At 47.3% G+C, this 22,942-nt stretch carries 19 protein-coding genes and 1 other RNA gene; 5 read left to right on the forward strand and 15 right to left on the reverse strand.

Going from position 1 to position 22,942, the window contains the following annotated elements; translation table 11 throughout:
* Position 1 precedes the first annotated feature (1 nt).
* The 7 genes from AOC34_RS05755 to dnaX form a co-directional block, all read right to left on the reverse strand.
* Positions 2–3,088, reverse strand: a complete 3,087-nt coding sequence (locus AOC34_RS05755) for an efflux RND transporter permease subunit (RefSeq protein WP_108469171.1) — start codon at positions 3,086–3,088, stop codon at positions 2–4.
* Positions 3,089–3,114: 26 nt separating this feature from the next.
* Positions 3,115–4,374: an efflux RND transporter periplasmic adaptor subunit gene (locus AOC34_RS05760; RefSeq protein ID WP_199908273.1), complete on the reverse strand. Its 1,260-nt coding sequence runs from the start codon at positions 4,372–4,374 to the stop codon at positions 3,115–3,117.
* A 9-nt stretch (positions 4,375–4,383) separates the two neighbouring features.
* Positions 4,384–5,829: a TolC family protein gene (locus tag AOC34_RS05765; protein ID WP_234408051.1), complete on the reverse strand. Its 1,446-nt coding sequence runs from the start codon at positions 5,827–5,829 to the stop codon at positions 4,384–4,386.
* Positions 5,830–5,974: 145 nt separating this feature from the next.
* Positions 5,975–7,366 (reverse strand): carbohydrate porin, encoded by a 1,392-nt coding sequence (locus AOC34_RS05770; RefSeq protein WP_159074821.1) that lies wholly within the window; start codon positions 7,364–7,366, stop codon positions 5,975–5,977.
* Positions 7,367–7,503: 137 nt separating this feature from the next.
* The gene (gene recR / locus AOC34_RS05775; protein WP_108469173.1) at positions 7,504–8,127 is read right to left on the reverse strand and encodes a recombination mediator RecR; all 624 of its coding nucleotides are present in this window, start codon (positions 8,125–8,127) and stop codon (positions 7,504–7,506) included.
* Positions 8,127–8,450 (reverse strand): YbaB/EbfC family nucleoid-associated protein, encoded by a 324-nt coding sequence (locus AOC34_RS05780; RefSeq protein ID WP_108469174.1) that lies wholly within the window; start codon positions 8,448–8,450, stop codon positions 8,127–8,129. Before AOC34_RS05780 ends, recR begins: the two co-directional genes overlap by 1 nt.
* A gap of 74 nt (positions 8,451–8,524) precedes the next feature.
* Positions 8,525–10,246, reverse strand: a complete 1,722-nt coding sequence (gene dnaX, locus AOC34_RS05785) for a DNA polymerase III subunit gamma/tau (protein ID WP_108469175.1) — start codon at positions 10,244–10,246, stop codon at positions 8,525–8,527.
* Between the two features lie 33 nt (positions 10,247–10,279).
* On the opposite strand from dnaX, the gene ffs reads away from it, so the two are divergent.
* Positions 10,280–10,377, forward strand: an RNA gene (gene ffs / locus AOC34_RS05790) — signal recognition particle sRNA small type.
* A gap of 289 nt (positions 10,378–10,666) precedes the next feature.
* Here the strand turns inward: ffs and AOC34_RS05795 are convergent.
* Positions 10,667–11,071 carry a hypothetical protein gene (locus tag AOC34_RS05795; protein WP_108469176.1) on the reverse strand — a complete coding sequence of 135 codons (405 nt, stop codon included), beginning with the start codon at positions 11,069–11,071 and terminating at the stop codon, positions 10,667–10,669.
* A 484-nt stretch (positions 11,072–11,555) separates the two neighbouring features.
* On the opposite strand from AOC34_RS05795, the gene AOC34_RS05800 reads away from it, so the two are divergent.
* Genes AOC34_RS05800 through AOC34_RS05810 form a run of 3 tightly spaced genes read left to right on the forward strand, consistent with a single transcriptional unit; the run spans position 11,556 to position 14,840 of the window.
* Positions 11,556–11,936: an HIT family protein gene (locus AOC34_RS05800; RefSeq protein ID WP_199908274.1), complete on the forward strand. Its 381-nt coding sequence runs from the start codon at positions 11,556–11,558 to the stop codon at positions 11,934–11,936.
* On the forward strand, positions 11,933–12,958 hold the full coding sequence (locus AOC34_RS05805) for an HNH endonuclease (RefSeq protein ID WP_108469177.1): 1,026 nt from the start codon (positions 11,933–11,935) through the stop codon (positions 12,956–12,958). The genes AOC34_RS05800 and AOC34_RS05805 overlap by 4 nt, the downstream gene beginning before the upstream one ends.
* 4 nt (positions 12,959–12,962) lie before the next feature.
* Entirely contained in the window at positions 12,963–14,840 is a 1,878-nt protein-coding gene (locus AOC34_RS05810; RefSeq protein WP_108469178.1) for a DUF2075 domain-containing protein, read from the forward strand.
* Here AOC34_RS05810 and AOC34_RS05815 read toward each other — a convergent pair.
* The 7 genes from AOC34_RS05815 to AOC34_RS05845 all read right to left on the reverse strand — a co-directional run bounded on the left by AOC34_RS05815 (position 14,837) and on the right by AOC34_RS05845 (position 21,852).
* Positions 14,837–15,166 carry a nucleotide pyrophosphohydrolase gene (locus AOC34_RS05815; RefSeq protein ID WP_108469179.1) on the reverse strand — a complete coding sequence of 110 codons (330 nt, stop codon included), beginning with the start codon at positions 15,164–15,166 and terminating at the stop codon, positions 14,837–14,839. The genes AOC34_RS05810 and AOC34_RS05815 overlap by 4 nt on opposite strands.
* A gap of 50 nt (positions 15,167–15,216) precedes the next feature.
* Positions 15,217–18,147: a DUF3427 domain-containing protein gene (locus tag AOC34_RS05820; RefSeq protein ID WP_108469180.1), complete on the reverse strand. Its 2,931-nt coding sequence runs from the start codon at positions 18,145–18,147 to the stop codon at positions 15,217–15,219.
* Positions 18,134–18,547 (reverse strand): (deoxy)nucleoside triphosphate pyrophosphohydrolase, encoded by a 414-nt coding sequence (locus AOC34_RS05825; RefSeq protein WP_108469181.1) that lies wholly within the window; start codon positions 18,545–18,547, stop codon positions 18,134–18,136. The genes AOC34_RS05820 and AOC34_RS05825 overlap by 14 nt, the downstream gene beginning before the upstream one ends.
* Before the next feature lie 108 nt (positions 18,548–18,655).
* The gene (locus tag AOC34_RS05830; protein ID WP_108469182.1) at positions 18,656–18,943 is read right to left on the reverse strand and encodes a hypothetical protein; all 288 of its coding nucleotides are present in this window, start codon (positions 18,941–18,943) and stop codon (positions 18,656–18,658) included.
* 192 nt (positions 18,944–19,135) lie between these two features.
* The gene (locus AOC34_RS05835) at positions 19,136–19,660 is read right to left on the reverse strand and encodes a helix-turn-helix domain-containing protein (protein WP_108469183.1); all 525 of its coding nucleotides are present in this window, start codon (positions 19,658–19,660) and stop codon (positions 19,136–19,138) included.
* A 208-nt stretch (positions 19,661–19,868) separates the two neighbouring features.
* The gene (locus AOC34_RS05840; protein ID WP_108469184.1) at positions 19,869–20,906 is read right to left on the reverse strand and encodes a sulfurtransferase; all 1,038 of its coding nucleotides are present in this window, start codon (positions 20,904–20,906) and stop codon (positions 19,869–19,871) included.
* A 43-nt stretch (positions 20,907–20,949) separates the two neighbouring features.
* The gene (locus AOC34_RS05845; RefSeq protein WP_108469185.1) at positions 20,950–21,852 is read right to left on the reverse strand and encodes a LysR substrate-binding domain-containing protein; all 903 of its coding nucleotides are present in this window, start codon (positions 21,850–21,852) and stop codon (positions 20,950–20,952) included.
* 93 nt (positions 21,853–21,945) lie between these two features.
* Here AOC34_RS05845 and AOC34_RS05850 point away from each other — a divergent pair, with 93 nt between their 5' ends.
* Complete coding sequence (locus AOC34_RS05850; RefSeq protein WP_108469186.1) at positions 21,946–22,929, forward strand: Bug family tripartite tricarboxylate transporter substrate binding protein; 984 nt, start codon at positions 21,946–21,948, stop codon at positions 22,927–22,929.
* The last annotated feature ends 13 nt before the right edge of the window (positions 22,930–22,942 follow it).

Here is a 22,942-nt window from a genome sequence, read left to right on the forward strand (position 1 = left end):
CTCATGATACCGAGACTTTGGCAGGGGCTGGCAGACTCCGGCAACGGAACCAGCCGTAAATGACCGGCAATACCAGTAGGGTCAGAATGGTGGTGGTCACCATGCCACCCACAATCACGAGTGCCAAGGGGCGCTGGGCCTCTGAGCCAATTGAGGTCGAGAGCGCGGCAGGCAGTAATCCAAAGCCCGAAAGCATGGCGGTCATTAACACAGGCCTGACACGCAAAGCGGCACCCTCCACCATCGAGTCCTTCATGGCGCCATGCTCGTTGGCTACGGTCTTATTGATAAAGGAGATGAGAATCACCCCGTCCTGAATCGCAATACCAAAGAGCGATAAAAAGCCAAAGAATGCGGAGATGCTGAGGGTCTCACCTGCTAAGTGCAATGCGATTACCCCGCCAATGGCAGCAAAGGGCACGTTGATCATGACTATCACCGCATCCCGGAAATTACCAAAGGCACTTACCAAGAGTAGGAAGATTCCGAGCAGAGCTAAGGGCACGATCACCATCAGTTTACTTTGCGCCTGTTTCATTTGATTAAATTGGCCATCCCAACTGATCGAGTAGTTTGCTGGCAACACGACATTTTGCTCAACTAAGAATTGCGCATCTTCAACTGCACTACCCAAGTCGCGTCCGCGCACACTGAATTTAATCGCAATGTAGCGCTTGCCGGCTTCACGGTAAATAAAGAAAGGTCCATCACTGAGCTCAATCTTCGCGACCATCGAAAGGGGAATGCGTCTACCACCAGGGGCATCTACTAGTAATTGCGATATGTCGGATACATCATTGCGGCTCGCTTCACTGAGGCGCACGGCAATACCAAAGGTCTTTTCGTCTTCTAGTAAGTTTGTTACTGCAGCGCCGCCAATGGCATTGGCCACCACCGTCTGAATATCACTGACATTAATGCCGTACCGCGCTGCGCGCTCGCGATCAATCTGAATGTTCAGTGTAGGCTGGCCCAATTCCTTAAGAATGCCTTCGTCGGCTACGCCGCGAACGTGTTTAATTTGCTCAAGCACTTCCTTGGCTTTGGCATCGAGCACCTCTAAATCCGCGCCGTAGATTTTGACGGAGTTCTCACCCTTCACGCCGGAGAGCGCCTCATTGACGTTGTCCTGAATGTATTGTGAAAAGCTGTAATTGGCGCCTGGGATCTGATTGAGAACGCCCTCGAGTTTCTGAATCAGTTTTTTCTTATTGCTTCCCTCTGGCAACTTATCGGGCGATTTCAGATACAGACCAAACTCGATATTAAATACCCCAGTAGAGTCCGTGCCATCATCCGGCCGGCCAATTTGTACTGCTACTTTTTCAATTTCAGGCTGTTTAATGAAATTCTCGCGCAATTGGTTGGCGACCTTAATCGAGTAATCCAGATCAACCGTGTTGGGCAGAGTGACCCGCAACCAAATGTTGTTTTCTTCGAGGGTCGGTAAAAAAGCCGTGCCCAAACGCGTTACGCTCAGCAGCGTGAGTCCGAGAATAAAGACCGCGACTGCCACAATCGTTCTGGGGCGATCCATCCAGCGGCGCAGCAAAGGCTTATAGCCCTCAATCAAACGGGTGATAAAACTGGGTGGCTTGTGCCCCATGGTCTCACCAAAGATTAAGGAGATCATCGCCGGTAAAAAGGTCAGACTCAAAATCACCGCAGCAATTAAGGCAAAGCCCATCGTAAAGGCCATCGGCTTAAAGATGATGCCCTCCACCCCGCCCATAAAGAATAGTGGGGAGTAGGCCACAATAATGATGCCGGTGGAATAGATCATTGCCCGCTGCACTTCACTGGTGGCTAAGATGATGGCTTGGTTAAGGCGCTTGCCGCCCTTCTCCAAATGCCGCATCACGTTCTCCGTCAGAATGACGGCGGCATCGACAATCACACCAAAATCAATGGCCCCTAGGGAGATGAGATTAGCGGGCACGCTCCAAATGTGCATCTGAATAAAGGCCACGCACAGTGCCAATGGAATCACCGCAGCCACCACCGCAGCAGCGCGCAGATTACCCAAAAAGATATAGAGAATAGCCAGAACCAAGGTGATGCCAAAAAACAAGGTGTGCTTCACCGTACCGACAGTAATGTCGAGCAATACCTGGCGATCATAAAAAGGCCGTACTTCGATGCCGGGTGGCAGAATTTGCTTATTAATATTGTGAACGGTCTCACGTACCCGCGCTAAGACTTCGGTGGCGTTTTCGCCGCGGCGCAAATAAATGATGCCTTCAACGGAATCCGGGTTCTCATTAAACTGAAACAAACCCAAGCGCGGCGCATTGCCAATTTGCACTGTTGCCACATCGCCCACCCGAACTGGAACGCCATTATTTGTCGTAATCACGACTTGCTTAATGTCATCGATGTTCTTGAGTAAACCCACACCGCGCACCACAAACTGCTGCTCGCCACTGGGCAATAAGCCCCCACCCATATTGCTATTGGAACTGGTAATGGCTGCAATCAACTGGGCAATCGAAATGCCTTTCGATTGCAGGCTCTCTGGCGTCACAATCACTTGGTACTGGCGTACCTTACCGCCAAAAGAGGACACATCCGCCACCCCGCGGGTTTGCTTTAACTCTTTGTAGATCTCGTAGTTTTGCAGTGTTTTGAGTTCAGCCGAGGATGCGTAGTCGGAGTGCACCTCATAGCGCATGATTTCGCCGGTGGCATCCGAGTCCGGGCTAATACTGGAGACTACGCCAGCGGGTAAATTGGCGTTGGCTAAATTGGCAATGAAGGTTTGCCGGGCCTTGAAAGGATCGGCTGTGTCATTGAATTTGAGCGTAACAACCGATAAGCCAAAGAGCGAGACTGAACGAAACGCCTGCAGCCCCGGAATACCAGCCAAGGCATTTTCAACCGGAATGGTGACTTGCTGCTCGACCTCAGTCGTACTTCGTCCAGGCCACTGCGAAATGGCTTGAATGGTTAAGGGGGCAACGCCCGGGTATGGCTGTATGGGTAATTTACTCAGACTATTAATGCCGAGACCCAAGAGCACAATCGAACCGACGATCACCAAGACGCGTTTTTCTAAAACGCCCCGGATGAAGGAAGTAAATTGGCTCATTTAGTGTTCTAACCTAGTGTTCTAACTTAGTCTTCTAACTTCGCAAAGCGATCGTTGAGTAAGACTGCGCCGTCCGTCAGCACCATTAAGCCGGCACCAAGGCCGTCCGTAATGGCAAAACGTTTGCCGTCTAAGTCATAGCCTTTGACCGGAAGCCGGCGAAAGGTATCGGGCGCAACCTGGACAATCGCATAGCGCATCTCCCGAATGCGCACAATCGCCGATTGCGGCACCACTACGGCAAGGCCCTTGCCAACTAAGAGCTTGGCTGACATAAACATATCGGGGCGCAGCAAACCGTCGTCATTGTTGACGTCGGCACGAATCAGCAATGCCCTTGTCTCGGGATCAACGCTGGGAGCAACGTAATTGGTTTGCGCAATAAACTCACGATCGGGATAGGCTTCCGTTTTTAGAATCAGTTGCTGGCCACTCGATAACAGACGAATGTCCTTTTCAAATACATTCCCTAAAAACCACAATGCTTTTGGATCGGCCAAACTAGCGAGCACATCGCCGCTATTTACAAAAGCGCCTGGTTCGGTATTGCGCTTGATCACAACCCCCTGAATGGGTGAGCGAATCAACAAGTTCGACTGCGTTCGTTGATTACTACCGAGCTGCGCGATCTCCTGATCCGATACGCCGATATTGCGCAAGCGATTGGAAGCGGCATCTTGGGTCATCTTGGCGTCTTGCAGAAGGTCGCCCATAGCCTGATTTTTGCCCAGGATGCTCGCTGTTTTACTCGCCAGCAAATACTCTTGCTGCGCTGAATTAAATTCCGGGCTATACATTTCTAGAATGGGCGAACCCACATTCACAGCAGCACCATCAAAGGCAAAGATGCGCTCTACCCGCCCTGCTACCCGCGCAGATATCACTTTAGATTTTTCCGCATTAAAAGCAAGTCGACCCGGCACTTTTATTTCAATCGGTACTTCGGATGTTTTAGCTTCTTTAAAGACATAAATTTCGGGATTGAGGGTAACGCCTGGCAACTTGAGTTCTAAAGTGCCACTCTTTTCAACTTTGAGTGTCTTGTCGGATTTATCGATTTGCACTGCCCGATTAATGTCCGTCAGGCGACCAAGCACAATGCCCAACGACAAAATCGCAAAGGCCACCGCAGCCAAACGAATCCGTTGGCGCTGCTCGGGTGAGCGATTCCAATAGAGGGCGGCAAGGTTTTCACGCAGATGTGCAGACTGCTCACCGAGCTTCTGCTGGAGCCGGCTCATCTGCTCTGCCGCCTTTTTTGTTCCGGAGCGAAATTGATCTTTCAAGCGATATCCTTAAAACGGTTCTTTACCGGCGGCTGCCAACACAGTCGCCTGACTCTGGAGTAGCGCGCTTTGCGCTAGCGCCAACTGAATTTCCAATAAACGCAATTGCGTTTGCGCTGTGAGTACATCATTAAATCCTTGGCCATTATTGGCGTACTGGTTTAGCCCCACCTTATACGCAGCATCGGCCTGCGGCACCTGGCGATCGCGTAAAAACTGCACCTGATTTCTGGCTTGCTCGTAATTGGCGTATGCCGTATTGACGGCCAATACCACTTGTTGGCGACTAGCAATATTGCTGGCCTCGAGCGAGGCTTGATTGCGCCTGGCTTGCTCTACCCCATACTTTTCTTTGGTAAAGAAATACAGTGGAATCACAATATCGAGTTCAAGCTGATAAAACAAAGCGCCATTGTTCGCGGCAAACGGACCGCGCGGCGTGTACGAAGATCCAATCACCTGAAAATCCGGTAAGTAGGCTTTCTTAGCAAGACTGACCCCTTTTTTAGCGGCCTCTAGTTGTAAGGCGGAACTCTTCAGTAAGGGATGGCTGCTTTCTGCATAATCCTCGAGCTCCAGCAAACTGGGTACAGTATTCATCGTAAGGCGGGCATCCCCCCGCAGCACCAGTTGCTCACGCGAATGGCGGCCTATTAAGGCATTGATTCCCCGCAGCGCCACTTGCAATTGGCGATCGAGTGCAAACTGATCTGCTTCAGCTGCACTTTGTGCCACCTGGGCATTTAAAAACTCAACGTAAGCTGCTGCATTATTGGCGTAACGGGCTTTGGCTACGTTCTTAATCATTTCCAAACGGGTGACCGACTCTTTTAAAACCGTTAGCTGCTTTTGTGATGCCAAGGCGCTGTAATACAAACTGGATAACTGCGCTCCCAATTGCAAGTAGGTCGATTCACTTTGGGCTAAGAGTGCTTCGGCATTGGTATCGGCAATATCGGCAGCCAAACTTTTCTTACCCGGAAACTGAAATGGCTGGGCAAAGGAGATGGCGTTGTTATTGCTGACCCCATTAGGGTACTGACTGCTTGGTGTATTAGCACCGCCCAATGCGAAGGGTGAGTTCGCTGGCATGCCTGACCACACTAAGCCCACTTGGGGATTAGCGGGCGCCGCAATTTGCGGGACGGTGGCTTTGGCAGAAAAGTAAGACTCACGCAGCGCGGCAAGCTGCGGATTGTTGAGTTTGAGTTCAGACCACAGTTGACGTAAATCGAGTTCAGTGGGCCCAGCTGCTTTGAGATTGGGATTGATACTGGGGCTAGCAATAAAACTAGGGGGTATATTTTTGGCGGGCGCAACGGTCACTGTAGCTTCTGGCGTGAATGATGGCACCTGCGCATACGAATCCGAAATAGCGCCGCAACAAAACAGTGCAAGAGCGAGCGCGCAAGCGCGGTAGCGACTGCTGGGGAACACAGCATGTGGGAATCGCATGCTTCTAAAATTTATTACCACAATAGTCAATTGCTGTCTTGCCCCCTATTACCCGATGAAATATGGGTATTTGATTATAGGGGGTAAACCCCTCTTAGCAGGCTGAGAAGGGCAAAAACAGCGGGTTTGCGGACTGAACTGCAGCCTACATGCTGACGTGCGCCCGCACGCCCACAATATTGACTGGGCCGCGCGCTGCGTTATAGGCGGGATTGGCGATCCGCTGGTAGTTCAGCGAAATAAACAGCTCTTTATAGGCTTTGACGCTGTAATAGGTCTCTAACACTTGTTCTGGCTTGTAGCTAAGCTTGCCATCGCCAATAAAGGTCGTCATGCCACCGTCTTGCAAATAACTAATTTGCGCTGATGAAATGCCATTGACTGCAAAGCCAATCCCCAGGGTGTCATACGGCCTAGACCAGGAGGCGCCCTTCACACTCAACCCACCCGAAAGCGATTTGCTGATGTCAAGCGTTTGGGTTTCTGCAGCGCCGGGGTTCCAACTCCAGCGCCCAAAAATGCCAATGTCTTGACTGAGCGCTTGATCGAAATTGAAACCATAGCCCCATGAATTCGTGGCGGCTTGCCGCACACTGGTGATATTGGGTGGATACGTGTTCGTTTGCTGCGCCAGATTGAGGGCATTTTGATAGGTGCCCATAAAGGCGCGCTGCTGAAAGAACAATCCCCGCACGGCGCCCGCACGTCCGTAGATCTCATGCGTGCGCGTAAGCTCAATCTGATTGCTATAGTCTTTGGATAAAGAGTAATCGAGCTGCGCTGTATTCGGTACGGTTGGCAAGGCTAGACGGGCTGCCTTCAAAATGTAATTGGCCTGATACCACTCGGCTACGGCGCCATAGGTATAGCCCTTGGTATCCGCGGCATAACCGTAGGCACCCATTGAAAAGATCGACGCATTCTGAAAGTCAGTACGTGGGTCATGGCTGTAGGCATTGTCGTCAAAGTAATCCAGTGTGGCGATCTTGCCGTAGCTAATCACCACGCGGTTCTTATCTAAATTGCCTGCCAACTGATTAGCCTCACCTGCGATGTGTTCTTGACCACCGCCAAGGCCAATGGTTTGCCGCAGAAAAGCCCGGGCGGTGTAAAAGACGGGCTGCGCATAAGCCCCTTTTTGTAACTCGCCGTTATACACGCCGCCGACTCCGGTGAGGTGTCCATCAAAGGGAGAGCCTTGAAACATTTCGCCGTTCCAGTACACCTCGGCGCCTTGCCACAATCGCGTACCAATAAATGCCGTCGCGCTCAAGGAGTAGGCCTCGGCAGGACTGGCCGATTTATTTAAGAGACTGTTTTGCCCAGAGTAAGGGGAATTAAAGTTATTGCGTTGCTGCAGCATGTAGGTCGCTTGCCCATGAATGCTCCAGCGCTCCGTCTCTCCCATCAGCGGGACCTTGCTGTCCACTACGGGTTCACTGTCAACCGGCGCAATCGCAAAGGCAGCACCAGCTCCTGCGCTAATGCAGCAGCACAGAATCAGCCTGGCGTAAATGGGGCGGTTTAGAAAATACATGGGTGCAATCATTCAGGAATACCGCAACCCTAGCATAGGCATGTGGCGATTTAAAGAAATGCCGCAAATGCGAATGAATCTACTGAATTAAATCTACAAACGTGAATCCACTGCATTGAATTGACTCAATAGGACGACTAGCCGACGGCGCGCCGATCCATCAGGGCCCGGGCTAAGGTGCCGGCATCGACGTACTCGAGCTCCCCGCCCACCGGTATGCCCCTAGCAATGCGGGTGACCTTAATGCCTTTGGATTTGAGGACCTCGCCAATGTAATGGGCAGTGGCCTCGCCTTCGCTCGTGAAATTCGTGGCCAGCACGACTTCACGTACCACAAGACCAGTATCGGGATTTTCAATGCGCGCCAAGAGCCGATCAAAATGAATTTCCGTGGGACCCATACCGTCAAGCGGTGAAATGCGGCCCATCAAAACAAAATAATTGCCTTTAAAGCTGAGTGTCTGCTCAACCATCACTTGGTCGGCCGGCGTCTCTACGATGCAGAGCATCGAAGGGTCGCGCCTGCCATCCGCACAGGTAGAACAAATCGCCGTTTCGGAAAAGGTATTGCAACGGCTGCAGTGCCCTACTTTATCGACTGCCTCACCTAAGGACTTGGCAAGTAATGCAGCGCCATTGCGATCGTGTTGCAGCAAATAAAAGGCCATGCGCTGCGCGGACTTGGGTCCGACACCGGGCAGAACGCGCAGTGCTTCGACTAAGCGCTGCAGTGCATCCTGCGGAACATCATTTCGAGCCATTAAAAGGGTAACTTAAAGCCAGGGGGCATGGGCATACCTGCGGTCGCGCCCGACATCAGTTTTTCACTGGCAGCTTCCACTTGCTTAAATGCATCGGCGTAGGCTACGACCATTAAGTCTTCCAGCATCTCGCGGTCTTCCATGGCGCCGTCGGCAATTTGCACGCGCTTGAGTTCGTACTTACCAGATACCGTTACCTGAATCAGGCCATTACCAGCTTGGCCAGTGACTTCCATGCTGGCAAGCTCGGCTTGCGCCCGCTTCATGTTTTCTTGCATCTGCTGGGCTTGCTTCATGAGGCCAGCAATATTGCCTTTCATCATTTTGTTTTCCTTCTATTCAATAGGTATTAATTAATTTAGCTTTGGTAGATTGGCATGGTTTAGATAGATTTAGTTTAGGCAGGCCGAACCGAGCCACTCACCACCTTCGCGCCAAACTCGCGCTCGAGTTGCTGCACAAATGGATCAGCTGCAATCCGCTCTTCGGCATTTTGGCGTTTCTCGCTCTGTACTTGCGCATCGATTTTGGCTACGGTCTTTTCAACAGCGCCTTCCACTACTTCAATCTGCACTTTTTTTCCGTAATGCACGCTCAGCGCTTCACCTAAACGGCTAACGCAATCTGCACTCGCTAACTGCGGCAAGCTGGTAATCACCGTGGCTTTGACGCCTTGCGGGGAATCCACCCAATCTTGTAATTCAGTCTGGTGCGCGAGTTGCTGCACTAAACCACGTACCGGCAGAGCACGCATCAAGCTGTGCCAATCGGGCCGGTCACTGCTCGAAGCGCTTGCGGGAACTGCGGGTGTTGCTGCCGAAGTTACTACCTTAGGCGCAGATGCTGGAGTTGCTGCAGACGCGGCAGGTGCTGAACTGACTGCAGGCTTAGCTGAAGCTGGATTAGCTGCTACTGGCTTGGCGGCAGCTGGAGTAGCTGAAGCTGACTTGCTAGTGTTAGTGGTGGGTGCTGCAGCAGTAGTTACGCTACCTGCGCTTTGACTGGGTCCTGAGCCTGCACTGCCCGGCCGAAAGGCCAGCATGCGCAAGAGTGCCATTGAAAAACCAGTCTGCTCATCGGGTGCGAGCGATAAATCGGGGCGGCTGGTAATCGCAATTTGATAAAAGAGCTGGGCTTCTTCTTTAGTAAAGACCGTTGCTAAGCGGCGGATCTCGGCTGCTTCCGGCCAATCATCTAAAACGGATTCAGGGACAACTTGGGCGCTTGCTATCTTTTGTATCAGGCTTGCCAAATCTTGCAATGCCAATGAGAAGGACATACTGCGCTCACCCATCTCTTGCGCGACTGCAACTAAGGCTGCGCCATTCTTGTTGGCTAGGGCATCAAGTACCTGAATTAAATACGCATCGTCCAGCGTTCCCAGCATATTGCGCACCGACTCTTGGGTTACGGTACCAGCGGCATAGGCAATCGCTTGATCGGTTAAGGAGAGTGCATCGCGCATCGAGCCTTGCGCTGCTTTTGCTAATACGCGCAGTGCGCCGATTTCGGATTCGACTTTTTCAGCAGCAAGGACGGTTTGCAGGTGCTCCACGATTAATGGCACTGGCATTTGCTTGAGGTTGAACTGCAAGCAGCGCGACAATATGGTGACGGGTATTTTTTGTGGATCGGTAGTCGCTAGAATGAACTTCACATGCTCAGGCGGCTCTTCCAAGGTCTTGAGCATGGCATTAAAGGCATGGTTGGTCAGCATGTGGACTTCGTCAATCATGTAGACCTTATAACGGCCATTGCTGGGAGCGTAGGATGCCTTCTCCAATAGCTGCGCCATTTCATCGACACCGCGGTTGCTGGCGGCATCCATTTCGATATAGTCAACGTAGCGCCCGGCATCGATTTCCAGGCAAGCGGCACATTTACCGCAGGGCTGGGAGGTCATCTGACCCTGGCCATCGGGTCCGATGCAATTAAGGGCTTTTGCCAGAATGCGGGCAATGGTGGTTTTACCCACACCGCGCGTACCGGTAAAGAGCCAAGCATGGTGCAGGCGCCCCTGATCCAGGGCGTGGGTCAAGGCCTTGACAACGTGGTCTTGGCCCAAGAGTTCAGGGAAGGTTTTGGGGCGCCACGAACGGGCCAGTGCCAATGTTGTCATGCGTCTATTCTAACAAGGGCTAAAATGATTGTGGACGGGCCTCCTCGCATGGTGGCTTGGTAACCTGGTCAGGTCGGGAACGAAGCAGCCAAACCCAAGTACTGCCAGTGCCGGGGGTTTGGCTCGTCCACTTTCCCTTATGTTGATTGGGCGGCTAAATTAGGCTGTTTATTGGGGCAATTTACTTCCAAAAACACGATAAACGCCGGTCAATTCCTGCAGCAAAGTCATGGTAAACCCACCGATTGCACATGAACTGGTCGATTACGATGAAGACCAGCAGGACTACCACTAAAAATACCAGTAGCCATTTAAGAGAAGCATTCATCTAGCGAGATCCAGTGGAGTGATTGAGTTGAGTTGGGTTAAGTTGGGTTGGGTTGGGTTGGGTTGGGTTGAGTTGCGATGAAGGTAATCAAATTAAGACTCAATCTTGATTTTCTTAAACTTACTGAGCAGCGCCAAACTCGCCAAGATTTGATTGGCCATATCGACATCTAGCTCCCCTTTGGCTAAGGCATACAGCACTTGGTCTGCGCGCTCAGACTCAGGAGCTGCTAACAAGGCTTTAAAGATTTGCCCTTGGCTCATACTCAAATCGAGCTGCAATGGCGTCAAATTAACTTGTATCTGGCTACCCTTGATGCCATAGCGCACCTGGGCCATCTCGATGAGCTCACTGCGTTGCTTTTCTTGGAGCTGGGCTAGCGTAGGTAAGGCGGGATTGAAATCGACATCTCCGTTACTGCCTGCAGCGTCAAGCGCAGGAGCGGTTTCTACCGGATATCTTTTACGGGGGCGTTTATATACTAGGTCGTCTTCCATCGTTTATTCAGCCGTTCTGTATCCAGTGCCGCTCATTGCACCCATAGTAATACCTAACTGAAGACAGGAGCAAGGCGGCTAAACCCCTGAAAAACGTGTGCCGGGGAGGTTGAAGCATCTACTGCCTCCGTACCCCACCCCCTTCTTTTTTCTGCATTACCAATTTAGGGTGGTCAGGAAACGATAGCCTATATATAAGACGATGAATAGCCCAATGACAGCAACGGTGCGTATATCCAGCATGAGCTTAAATAGGCGTAATCGTTTGTGGCCACACTCAATCATTACGTACATCGCTGCCTCCCTTGGTTATAAAGCACTCAGCTTAGAGAGATGCAAGGCATAAAAACAGGGGAAAAGGATTATTTAGGTGTAGGAAATGACTGAGTTGGGGAAAGATGCACTGAGGATCACGCAGTGAGCTATTTAATTGGAATAGTATATAAATTCCATAAATGAGATGCAGCCATTCAGTAGCAATTTGATGACTAAGCCCTGCCCGTTTTGTACCCTGCCGCCTGAGCGAATCATTGACTCCAATGATTTGGCTTTGGTTATTCGAGATGGCTATCCAGTTTCGCCTGGTCATAGCCTAGTAATACCCAAACGGCACATTGGCTCTTGGTTTGAGATCACGCCGGAAGAGCAAAGCGCCATGCTTGATCTTTTAGGAAGAGCCAAAGCAGTATTAGAGGAAGAATTTAAGCCGGATGGCTACAACATCGGCATTAACGATGGGCCTACTGCTGGTCAAACAGTGCCTCACCTTCATATGCACCTTATTCCCCGCTACAAAGACGATCTAAAGGATCCCAGAGGTGGCGTGCGGTGGATTATTCCGGGGAAGGCAAAGTATTGGGAATGAACTCTATTCCAAGCGCAGAAGACCAACTGGATTTTCTGACCAAAGTTCAGCGGCTATTTAATGAGAGTGACTTTAGCTCGACGTATAAATACGCCCTACTCATATCACTCGCTGATTTGGCCATAGAACTTGGTAAGGATGATGACTCTGAGCTTGAGCTTAGCAATAGGCAAATTGCAGAGCGATTTATTGAGCTCTATTGGCAGCAATCTTCCCCATATAAAACATCGAAAGCTAATGACAGTGGAGTGCTCTATCAAAATCATGGCACTCAAGCTGCCATCATTAAAGCAATTCAGGCATTCAGGGATGAAAACAGCTTTAACTCCCCCAATGCAGCCAGGCATTCAAAAGAATATAAGAAGCTGATAACAGCAGTTGCCAGCACGGTGGCAAAGCAACCCATTAACTACCTCCAGAATGTCGGTGGCGGAGCCCTTCCATTTCTGTATGAACGTAATACCAGTTCCATCACCCTAAAAAAAGGAGTTGCTTATTGTTTAAGGCGCTTTCAGCCTTTAATACAGCAATTAGCTAGAAGTCGGTGGACTAATTACATCAAGAAGAATGCAAAGAACATACCAATTCTTGGAGAAAAGGATGATCTCAACAGCTTCCTCTTTGAGACATCAAGAAAAACATTGGCGCTGGTATGTAAAAAGCTCAAAGTACTGTATGGGTGCAAGTGCTTCTACTGCAATAAAGCTACAGCGGAGCTTGAAGTAGATCACTTCATCCCCTTCTCCCTTTATCCAAGGGATTTAATGCATAACTTTGTATTGGCCTGCCCTAGCTGCAATCGTAGTAAATCGGATAGCTTGGCAGCGAGGGTTCATTTGGATAGGTGGGTCAAAGCCGTAATGAAAAATAATGACGCCACAACCCAAATCGGAGAAGCGGTTGGTGTTGTGGCAAATCTAGAAACTAGCCTATCCATTGCTCAATGGAGTTACGATGCCGCGAGCGGCGGTCAAGTTACTGGGTGGGTTAAAGCTGGTGAATACCATCATTTAGCGGGCTAAAAAAATGATTATTTATCAGGCCACCAAGGAGAAATTTCTACACCATCTCCTCTCTAATGAGATTCACGAAATTATTGAGGAAACTTATACTCAAAAAACAGGTAGACGTGTAGCTAAAAATGAGGTTCGGTCATGGCAAGAGTCCCTACGTTACATGGGAGCCGTCTTAGATGATGGCGAAATTCCTGAAGATGCCGGAATAAGTATTGAATTTGCAATACCACAAACCTCCAAACGAGTCGACTTCATCATAACTGGTTTAAATACTGCTAAAGAAGATCAAGTAATCATCGTGGAGCTTAAGCAATGGGAGTCTGCCGAAATAACAGTTAAAGATGCAATTGTTAAAACTCGATTTCAGTATGGAGTTGGCGAAACTAGCCACCCCTCATACCAAGCTTGGTCCTATAGTGAACTCCTTAGTCAACTAAATGAAACTGTTTATAGCGAAGGCATTCGGTTAAACCCCTGCGCATACCTACATAATTACACCGAAGATACCGTAATTCGAAATGCTTTTTACCAAGCCTACCTAGATAAAGCGCCAGTGTTTCTAAAAGGTAAGTTAGAAAAAGAAAAATTAAAAGTCTTCATTAAACAATTCGTTAAATACGGTGACCAAACCAATTTAATGTACAGAATAGATAACGGCAAGATTAAGCCATCCAAAAGCCTTGCGGATAGCCTCAAAAGCATGATTGATGGTAATCTGGAGTTCGTAATGCTTGACGAACAAAAGCTTGTTTATGAAACCGTTCTAGATCTCTCAAAACACTCGGGGCCTGATACTAAAAATGTGTTAATTGTCCAAGGTGGCCCCGGAACTGGAAAGTCAGTTATTGCCGTCAACCTATTAGTTAATCTAATCAAAGATCAAGAGCGTATTGCTCAATATGTAACAAAAAACGCAGCCCCAAGGGCGGTCTATGAAGCCAAGCTAACTGGCAGCATGAAGAAATCTGCTATTTCAAATTTATTTACTGGCTCTGGCTCTTTCCATGCCACCGAAAAGAATGCCTTTGATGTTCTATTAGTGGATGAAGCGCATCGATTAAACGAAAAATCTGGGATGTTTAAAAATTTAGGTGAAAATCAAATTAAAGAAGTAATTGATGCGGCACCACTAACGGTTTTTTTCATAGATGAAGATCAAAAAGTAACGTTTAGCGACATTGGAAGCAGTGATGAAATAATAAAATGGGCCATTAAAGCCAATGCATCAATTCACAAACTTAGCCTAGAGTCGCAATTTAGATGTAATGGCTCCGATGGATATCTTGCTTGGCTTGACGATGTTTTAGGGATTAGGGAGACAGCAAACCATACGTTAGATACTCTTGACTATGACTTTAAAGTATTCTCAAACCCGGTCGACCTACAACAAGCAATTTATAAAAAGAATGTTGCCAGAAACAAAGCAAGGCTTGTAGCTGGATATTGCTGGAACTGGGTCAGTAAAAACAGCCTAACCACATTTGATATCGTATTCCCAGATCATCAATTTCAAATGAAGTGGAATTTAGGTACGGATGGCCCGCTTTGGATTCAGGCGCCAAATTCAGTGACTGAAGTAGGCTGTATTCATACTTGCCAAGGCTTGGAGGTTGACTATATAGGGGTAATTATTGGGCCAGACCTAATAGTGCGAGAGGGAAAAGTGCTTACCATTCCATCCGCCAGGGCTAAAACGGATAAATCACTTAGTGGGTACAAGAAGCTACTTAAATCCAACCCAACTCTAGCCAATACAAGAGCAGATAACATCATCAAGAATACCTACAGAACGTTAATGACGCGTGGAATGAAGGGCTGCTATATCTACAGTACGGACCAAGAAACAGCCTCATACTTTACAGAGAGACTATCAATAAAAAATAGTTAAATCTCGTTGTATTTCTTGGCGGAACCCTTAGAAAGCTCCACTGGATACTTAAGACTATTTTTCAATATTTTTTCCTCAACAATCTTATGAACGTCAAGATTACAGCGATCCGCCAAAAGCAAAGCATATGCAAAGACATCTGCTAATTCCTCACTGATCTTTTCTGGGTCGGCATCTTCAGGTGTCTTCCATAAAAAAACCTCAAGTAGTTCAGATGCCTCGATAGAAAGTGCCAAAGAAAGATCCTTGGGATTATGAAATTGATCCCAATCACGCTCATCACGAAAGAGTATTAATTTTTTGGTGAGTTCTTGAATAGTTGTCATTATTTAGAAGATTAAATGGGGTTGGGGATAAATAAATACAAATTTACGAGTTAATTACTGTCAATAAGATACTTAAATAAATTATGCTCAACCGGGCTGTTAAGTAAAAATTCCATTTTCACAACAGACTTTTGATCACCATCTTTATCTTGCATTGTGGTGTTCTCAAATCTTTCTGAAATTGCGGTAAGCTCGCCTAAATAGTAAAAATCAGCTCCTTCATCATCACTCTTTTTTACAAATAAGGGAATACGCATACTAGAAAGAGCCTGATTCTTAAAAGCCATTACATCTGGGCTATCGAGACTTCTACTTTTCTTTGACATATAAACCAGATGGCCTGGATTAATAAAACGATCTTCATATTTAATCGTGGCAGCCATACTTTCATCTTTTTTATATGTTAAAAAAATGGGGCAAATTGTATTGTCTGAGTTAGGCATATATCCGCCAACATTGAGTTCATTTGGTTGTGTTTTCCAACCCAGAATTCGAAAGACATCTTTTCTAGAGTACTTTCCTTCAAGCTTAAATCCACCTTGATAATTCTGTTTAGAGTAATTACTTAGAAATTTTTGAATCGCACATTCAAAAAGATCTAAATAATATTTTTTGGAAATAAAGTTCTGAAATACTTCTTGCAAAGTTACATCCAGACTAATTGTGGTGAAATTAACCTTGATTAACTTAAAACCAGCAACCTCTGAAACCGGCAGGTTTCTACTATTAGATCTCTGTGTTACGTAGTGTAGATTAATGCTGTGAATAGCAAAAAGAATTACTTCGGAGGTCGGCTTATATTGCGCTAGTTGCTCGACTTCCTGTTGAACTTCCAAAAAGCTAGTGCTACCTTTTAAGATTAATAATTTCAGAATAATTGCATCTTCGAGCCTCTTTCCATCACAAACATGCTTGCCCAAATAAGAAAGAAGCTTTATATGCAGCGGTGGAGCTTGCAAAGAGCTTTCGTGTTGGATAGAAAATTCCAATAGTGAGTTCGATTGGTCAATATACTGATATGGGTCCCTTGAATTTTGTTCTACAAAATCCATCATCATAGGTGGCCTACCAATTCGGAATTTCAAGAGCTTATAGTCCTCTAAAAGAGCGCGGCTCTTGTCGAGCTTTGAGGAGTCTATTGATTTAAAAATCTTCTCTTTAGCAATTCGCTCAAAGCTAACACTACTAGCTCCTGGTATCAGGCCGCTACCAGCACTTAGCAAGCGACGTAACTTATCTTTGTTGTATGACGAATCCCCAAACAGTGCCATTGGTATTAGATAGTTATTTGAGTAATTACCAATAAAGTCAATGACAGTCAGATATTCCTTGCCGCTAGTTTTTCTAAGTCCTCGCCCCAATTGCTGGACAAATATAATTGCTGAGGAGGTTGGGCGCAGCATAACAATTTGATTAATTGACGGTATATCAATGCCCTCATTAAAGATGTCCACTGTAAAAAGATATTCAAGCCTAGCGGGTCCGCTGGACTCCAATCGTTCAATGGCTTTTTCACGGAAAGACTCAGGATCTGTCCCAGATAGGGCTAGAGATGGAATACCTCTCTTATTAAAAGCATCGGATAGCACTTTTGCTTCGTCAATTCTTGAGCAAAATACTAGCCCTCTTGGGATCTCTGTATCAACACCATATTCTTCTAACGCCTCAATAATATGCTGAACTCTATTGCTAGAAGTTAGTTTATTAAAATCCACTAAATTGGGATCTGATTGATCTTCAATCTCGATATCTGATATTCCAAAGTAATGGAATGGGCATAATAAATCGGCCTCCATCGCCGATTGCAAACGAATTTCATAGGCAATCGAGTGATCAAAAAGTGAAAAAATGTCAAATCCATCCGTTCTTTCGGGTGTCGCAGTCATTCCGAGTAAAAAACTTGGCTTGAAATAGTTCAATACATTTTGATAAGTATTGGCTCCGGCTCGATGGGTTTCATCAATAATTACATAATCAAAATCAGTTGAACTGAAATTCGTGATGTGCCTTTCGGTATTAATGGTTTGGACTGTAGAAAATATAAAATCTGCACTGGTATTTAATTCGCTTGAGCCTGTATAGAGGCTCATTGTTTTGGTACTTCCAAATACTTTACGAAACTCACTCATAGCTTTTTTTGCTATGTTCAGCCTATGCACTACAAACAGCATACGTTTTGCGCCCATTTGCTTGACATCGAGCGCTGACAGGACTGTCTTACCAGTACCCGTTGCTGAAATAATCAAAGATTTCTTCCTACCCGACTTCCTAACTACATCTAAGCTGACTAAAGCCTCGACCTGCATTGAATTAGGATAAATAGTGACTGAATGCCCCTCAGGGTAGGCATGACTACCAGAAATATTGGGGCGGTCTTGGCTTGATGCCCTCGCAGCGCTCCAATTTTCTTCGTAGTCTATCAATCGCTGATCGGTAATCTCTTCTGCCGTATTCGACCAGTGTTTTAGAGAGCTATCAATGCTTTTATATAAAGACGAGTCGTCCTTAAGAGAAACCGTTAGATTTATTTCAGTATTTTTTCCAAGCGCATCTTGAGTTAAATTTGAGCTACCTATCAAAACTCTCGAAAAATTGTCAAAGTCGAAGAGAAATGTCTTGCCATGAAAGTTTGGGGCAGCCACAAACTTTACATCTATACCGGGGAAATTTTTTAAAGCTTTTATTGCATGAGGGTCGGAAAAATTTAAATAACTTGAAACTAATATTTCACCAGACCCCCCTTTAGAGCAGAATTCTTTCAAAGTCTGGTGCAAGCAGGCAACACCACTGCGGGTAACAAATGCAACTGCAAATCTAAATTTTTCACACATGCTCAGATTCTCAAGAATAAACTCGAGAACCTTCTCGCCTTTGGCCAAATCATTTAAAACTAATTGGGGATGTAAAACAGAAGCTACATCAGGATCAAACTTAATGAGTCCAGATCTTGCGCCAGCAAGTAAGTCCTCAGTTGAAAACATGCCCGAAATTTTCTCTTAAAATTTTAAGCACTGGACGATCAGCTTCTATCCAATCCAAGCTATCTGCCTCAGATAATGCTACGTGAGCATAAGCAACGTGATCATGAAGAGTTTCATCAAACCTATCAATTGCCACAATGTAGCAATGCATTTTGATCGAGAAATCGGGGTAATCGTGCTCTATTGTTGCTACAAAGTCACCGACCTTTGCATCCAGGCCTAATTCTTCATTTAGCTCACGATTCAGAGCTACCTTGAAATCCTCCCCAGCCTCTACCTTGCCGCCAGGAAACTCAAATTTATACGAAACGTAATCGAATTTAGCCACACCTCTTTGAAAAGCCAATATCTTCTTCTTATAGATTATTACGGCTGCAACAACTTCAATATTTTTTTTCATTTTGAGCGTGGCAATTATTCATCCTTAATTGGATAATAACTTGATTTTTTTGGCCCTATTAATCAATTAATGAACCTTTTAATCTTTTATTAAGCTCATTTTTATAAACTAGCGTTTCAGATACCCCTGAATAAATATCCTTCTGGGGTTTACTCGCTCTACTGCCGTACCGGCCTGCTGGTGCACGAGCGCTACTGGCTCAAACAGCATGGCTTTATTGGGTATGTAGCGATTGCCGTTAGCTTCCCTGAGCTTTAGTCTAGGTAAGCCCAGTATCTTGGCGCTATCAACAAAAGCAGCTACCGTTACGGGCCTGGCTAATGACGGGGCAATGGCATCTTTAGGGGTGAGCTCAAAGGGAAGAATGGTAGCTAGTAACAATGCGCTGGTCAGCATGCGGCTCTTTTGGCGTAATGGACAATAGAGTCAGTTTGCATATCCACTAGCTCACCAAGTGAGCCGCTCTATAATTAGGATGAGGGAATTACTAAACCACCCTTTTCGTCACGCTGAAATGGAAGGGCCATGAAATATCTTGGCGCCATCCCACTCAGCACTACGGATTAAACGTACCCTGTTTTGGCTTTGCTAACTGCGTCTCTTAGTAATGGCACGCTTGGATTCAGTATGGGGCTCTCCAAGACCTGCATTCAAAGCCTCAATCAATTCTTTCTCCTGCTTGGTTAGAAGGCTTTCATCCAGATGACGCCAATTGCGCTCATAAATACCAAGTGCTTCCGTTGGGGTGAGTTCGTCGGTGCCGTGTACCTGCCAAGCAAGTTGTTTGAGTTGCGGGTAATCGGCTAGCTTTATGCGCGCAGGGATCCAGCCACGACGATCATCATCACGACGTGGTTCTGCAGCCTCGGGATGTTCTATCGGCACAATTCCAAAATGAATTCCCAAAGCCGTCATGGCGTTGAAGTACGCACCCATCGTGACAGCGGGCTCGCCCGCCTCAATCCGGTGCAAGGTAATGCGTGACATTCCAGCGGCCTCTGCAAGCGTGGTTGCGCTAATGCTGAGCGCCTTACGATAGGCGCGAATCTGCTGACCAAGAGCGGTCAGTTTGTTCTCGGTTGCTGGGGTAATGTGGTTTGGGCGTGCTGGCATAATGTATCTCATTATATACATTAATAGCTAAATGTCAATAATGAGATACAAATTAGGTCGGAATGTAGCAATTTTAGCGTAGGGACAATGCCTTGAGTATTGATTTCCACTAGCTCACCAAGCGAGACTTGGGGAATTTAATACCATTAAATCAATGGGCGCAGCAGCTGGTTTGATACCACCCGTCTTTTTTAGTTAGCGAGGCTCCCTATTGCTTCTTACCCGCCTTAAGCTCTGCCTCGAGTTCATTGATTTTGCTTTGCATTGCAGCGATTCTGGAATTGAGCAGACCCACATTCAGGTAAGTCTCATCTGCAACCGGCGATGCGAGGTGGCTAGCCCAGCCCAGCCACGATGAATCGTAAATTTTGACCTTCTTGTATCCCAGATTTTGCAGAACCACTGCAGTCTCTGCGGCGCGTACACCGCTTTGGCAATACACCACCGTCTCTTTGTTCGGGTCTAATTTGGAATAAAGCGCCTTGAGATCCTCTGTTGACTTTAAGGCCATGCCACTATTGGTTTTTACTTCGCGCTTGGCGAGTTTTGATCCCGTTGCCGGGTCTTTCCAGTTTTGTTCATACGGAATGCTGATTGCGCCCGGTATATGACCACCCCGGATAGCGCGCACATCGTTTCCCTTAAACTCATTAAAGGTTCTTGCATCAATGACCTGAACCGATTGATCGTTAAATAGCTTACGCATTTGTTCATTGCTGACGACTAAGTTTTCTTGTGGAACTAACTTGACATTAACTGCCGCTAAGCTTGATGGGGCTTTCTCGATGGCTAAATTTGCGTCCGCCCAGCCATCAATACCATCATGAAATACCTTGGCCTGCTTACCCCCAAAGTAATTGATGGTGAATAAGCCAAAATAGGCATAGGCGTTGCCTCTTGAGCCATACACAATAATTTCTTTATTAATGTCGAGCCCAGCCTTATTAAAGATGGCATTGATATCGGCAATATCAATGTAGTCCTCGCGATTGGGATCCCGTAGCGCCGCGCCAATCTCGCCAATACTAATTGCCCCTGGAATATGCCCATCCAAGTAATTTTTAGTGGCGCGCACATCCCACAGGATGACCCCGCGTTGCTGCGCGGCTTTTACGTAGTCCAAATCCACAATACTGCTGGATTGGGCCCAGACCAGACCTCCAGAAAAGGAGGCTGCCAGAAAAATGGTTTTTACTATAAAAAGGATGGTTTTGATGAATAGCTCCTTTGGAATAGCGCTTTGCATACTGTACTCTTTGTTTTACTAAAGGCAACACACACTGCTTTACTTATTTTCTTAAGTCCTCACTGATTTCAATCGCAGTTTCTTGAAATGCTTTCATGGCGCCGGTAACGAATCTGCCTTTTCGCCAGCAAAGGGCCGCTGTTCTCTTTAAAAACTCGCCCGATACAGATCGTGATATTAATTCCGCATCTCGGTAGCATGCAATTGGACTGCCAATAACTGCAAGGCTTCCTGTACGAGCAACCTCGAGCAAATCCCCCATCGTGGATACCTCTAGGCGAACATGGAGCTGAATATTTTCCCTACGCGCTTCCATTTCAATTTGCTGGCGCAGGAGGAACTGGCGATTAAGCAAGGCAAGCTCCGTATTTTTAAATGACTTGATTGATAGTTTTTTTGGGAAATTGGCCATGCTTTGCGGCTTACCAATCAGGGCAAATTGCTCGGTCAGTAAGGGTCGTTGGTAAAACTCCACCAGTTGATAGTCTTCTGGCAATACAGCGATGTCGATATCGCCTTGCATTAAGTCGGCGATTAATCGCTCTGCTGATAACTCGCGTAAATCGATTCTTAAATCCGGGTAGGTTTGTAAGAGTCGCAGACTCGCTGGCAATGTAATCGCCTTCGAATAGGTGTGGGTTGCGCCAATGCGCAGAGCGCCAACGACTTGTTTATCGTCATGCATGCTTTGGAGTAGCGCCTCATCCACCTGCCCCATCAGCGGTTCGAGTTTAATTAACAAGTCTCTGCCAAATTCACTCAAGACGGATCTGCGGCCTTTTCGTTCAAATAAAGCCGAATTGAAATGGCTTGCCAGCTCCTTCATTTGTTGGGATAGTGCCGATTGCGTAATATTCAATGCCTCTGCCGCCCGAACAAAGTTTTCAATACGGGCAACGACTAAAAAGCTTCTGAGTAAGCGGTAGTCAATGCGATGAATATTCATAAGATAAGCTTATGCATTAGTTAATTAAATATTAATTTACATTATATGTTTAATGGATTAGCGTGTCCTTTTCGAACTAAAGAGGCCACTTCCATGAACTTCTTACCGTCCCGCTCCATTTCGCTGTTCTTTACCCTTCTGGGCGCACTTCTGTTGCCAGGGCTTAGCTCGGCACAAAGCTATCCATCCAAGCCCATTAGGTTAGTGGTGCCCTTTCCAGCCGGCGGCCCAACGGATATCGTGGCAAGGCCGTTGGCCATTCTCCTGGGTGAGAACCTCAAACAACAAATCGTGATTGATAACCGCGGCGGCGCAGGCGGATCGATTGGCGCAGACTTAGTTGCCAAATCAGCACCGGATGGCTATACCCTGTTGATGGGTACGGTAGGTACCAATGCCATTAATGGCAGCCTCTATAAGCAACTCGCTTACGACACGATTAAGGATTTCACGCCGATAGCGCTCGTTGCAACCGCCCCCGTTGTGATCGTGGTCAACCCAGCCACCAACATCAATACCCTGGCAGACTTGGTTCGAGAAGCAAAAGCAAAACCCGATTCCATCGGCTTTGGTAGCGCAGGCAATGGCACACCTGGCCACCTCACCGGCGCTCTATTTGAAACCACCGCAAAAATTAAGCTCAAGCACATCCCGTATAAGGGCAGTGCTCCCGCCATGACGGACTTAATCGGCGGCCAAATACCCGTGATGTTTGACCCAATTCAGTCTGCTATTACCCACATCAACTCGGGCCGGGTACGCCCCCTGGCTGTCACGAGCAAAAATCGCTCCCCCTTGCTGCCAAACGTACCTACGGTTGCTGAACTCGGTTATCCCCAGTTTGAATCCACCGCCTGGTGGGCGGTGTTTGGGCCCGCTAAGATGCCTGCCGCCATCACCGACAAATTGCGCGCTGAAACTCAAAAAGTTGCCGCCTCAGCCGCCTTTAAAGAGCGCCTTGGTAACTTAGGCGTCTTACCCAATACTGACTTCAAAGAAAGTTTGGCTGATTTTCAGACAAAAGAGATTGCGAAATGGGCCCGTACCGTTCGCGACTCTGGCGCAACCGTTGATTAACTAGTAAAGAAAA

Origin of the sequence: Polynucleobacter difficilis (genome assembly GCF_003065365.1) — a bacterium.
Lineage (GTDB): Bacteria > Pseudomonadota > Gammaproteobacteria > Burkholderiales > Burkholderiaceae > Polynucleobacter > Polynucleobacter difficilis.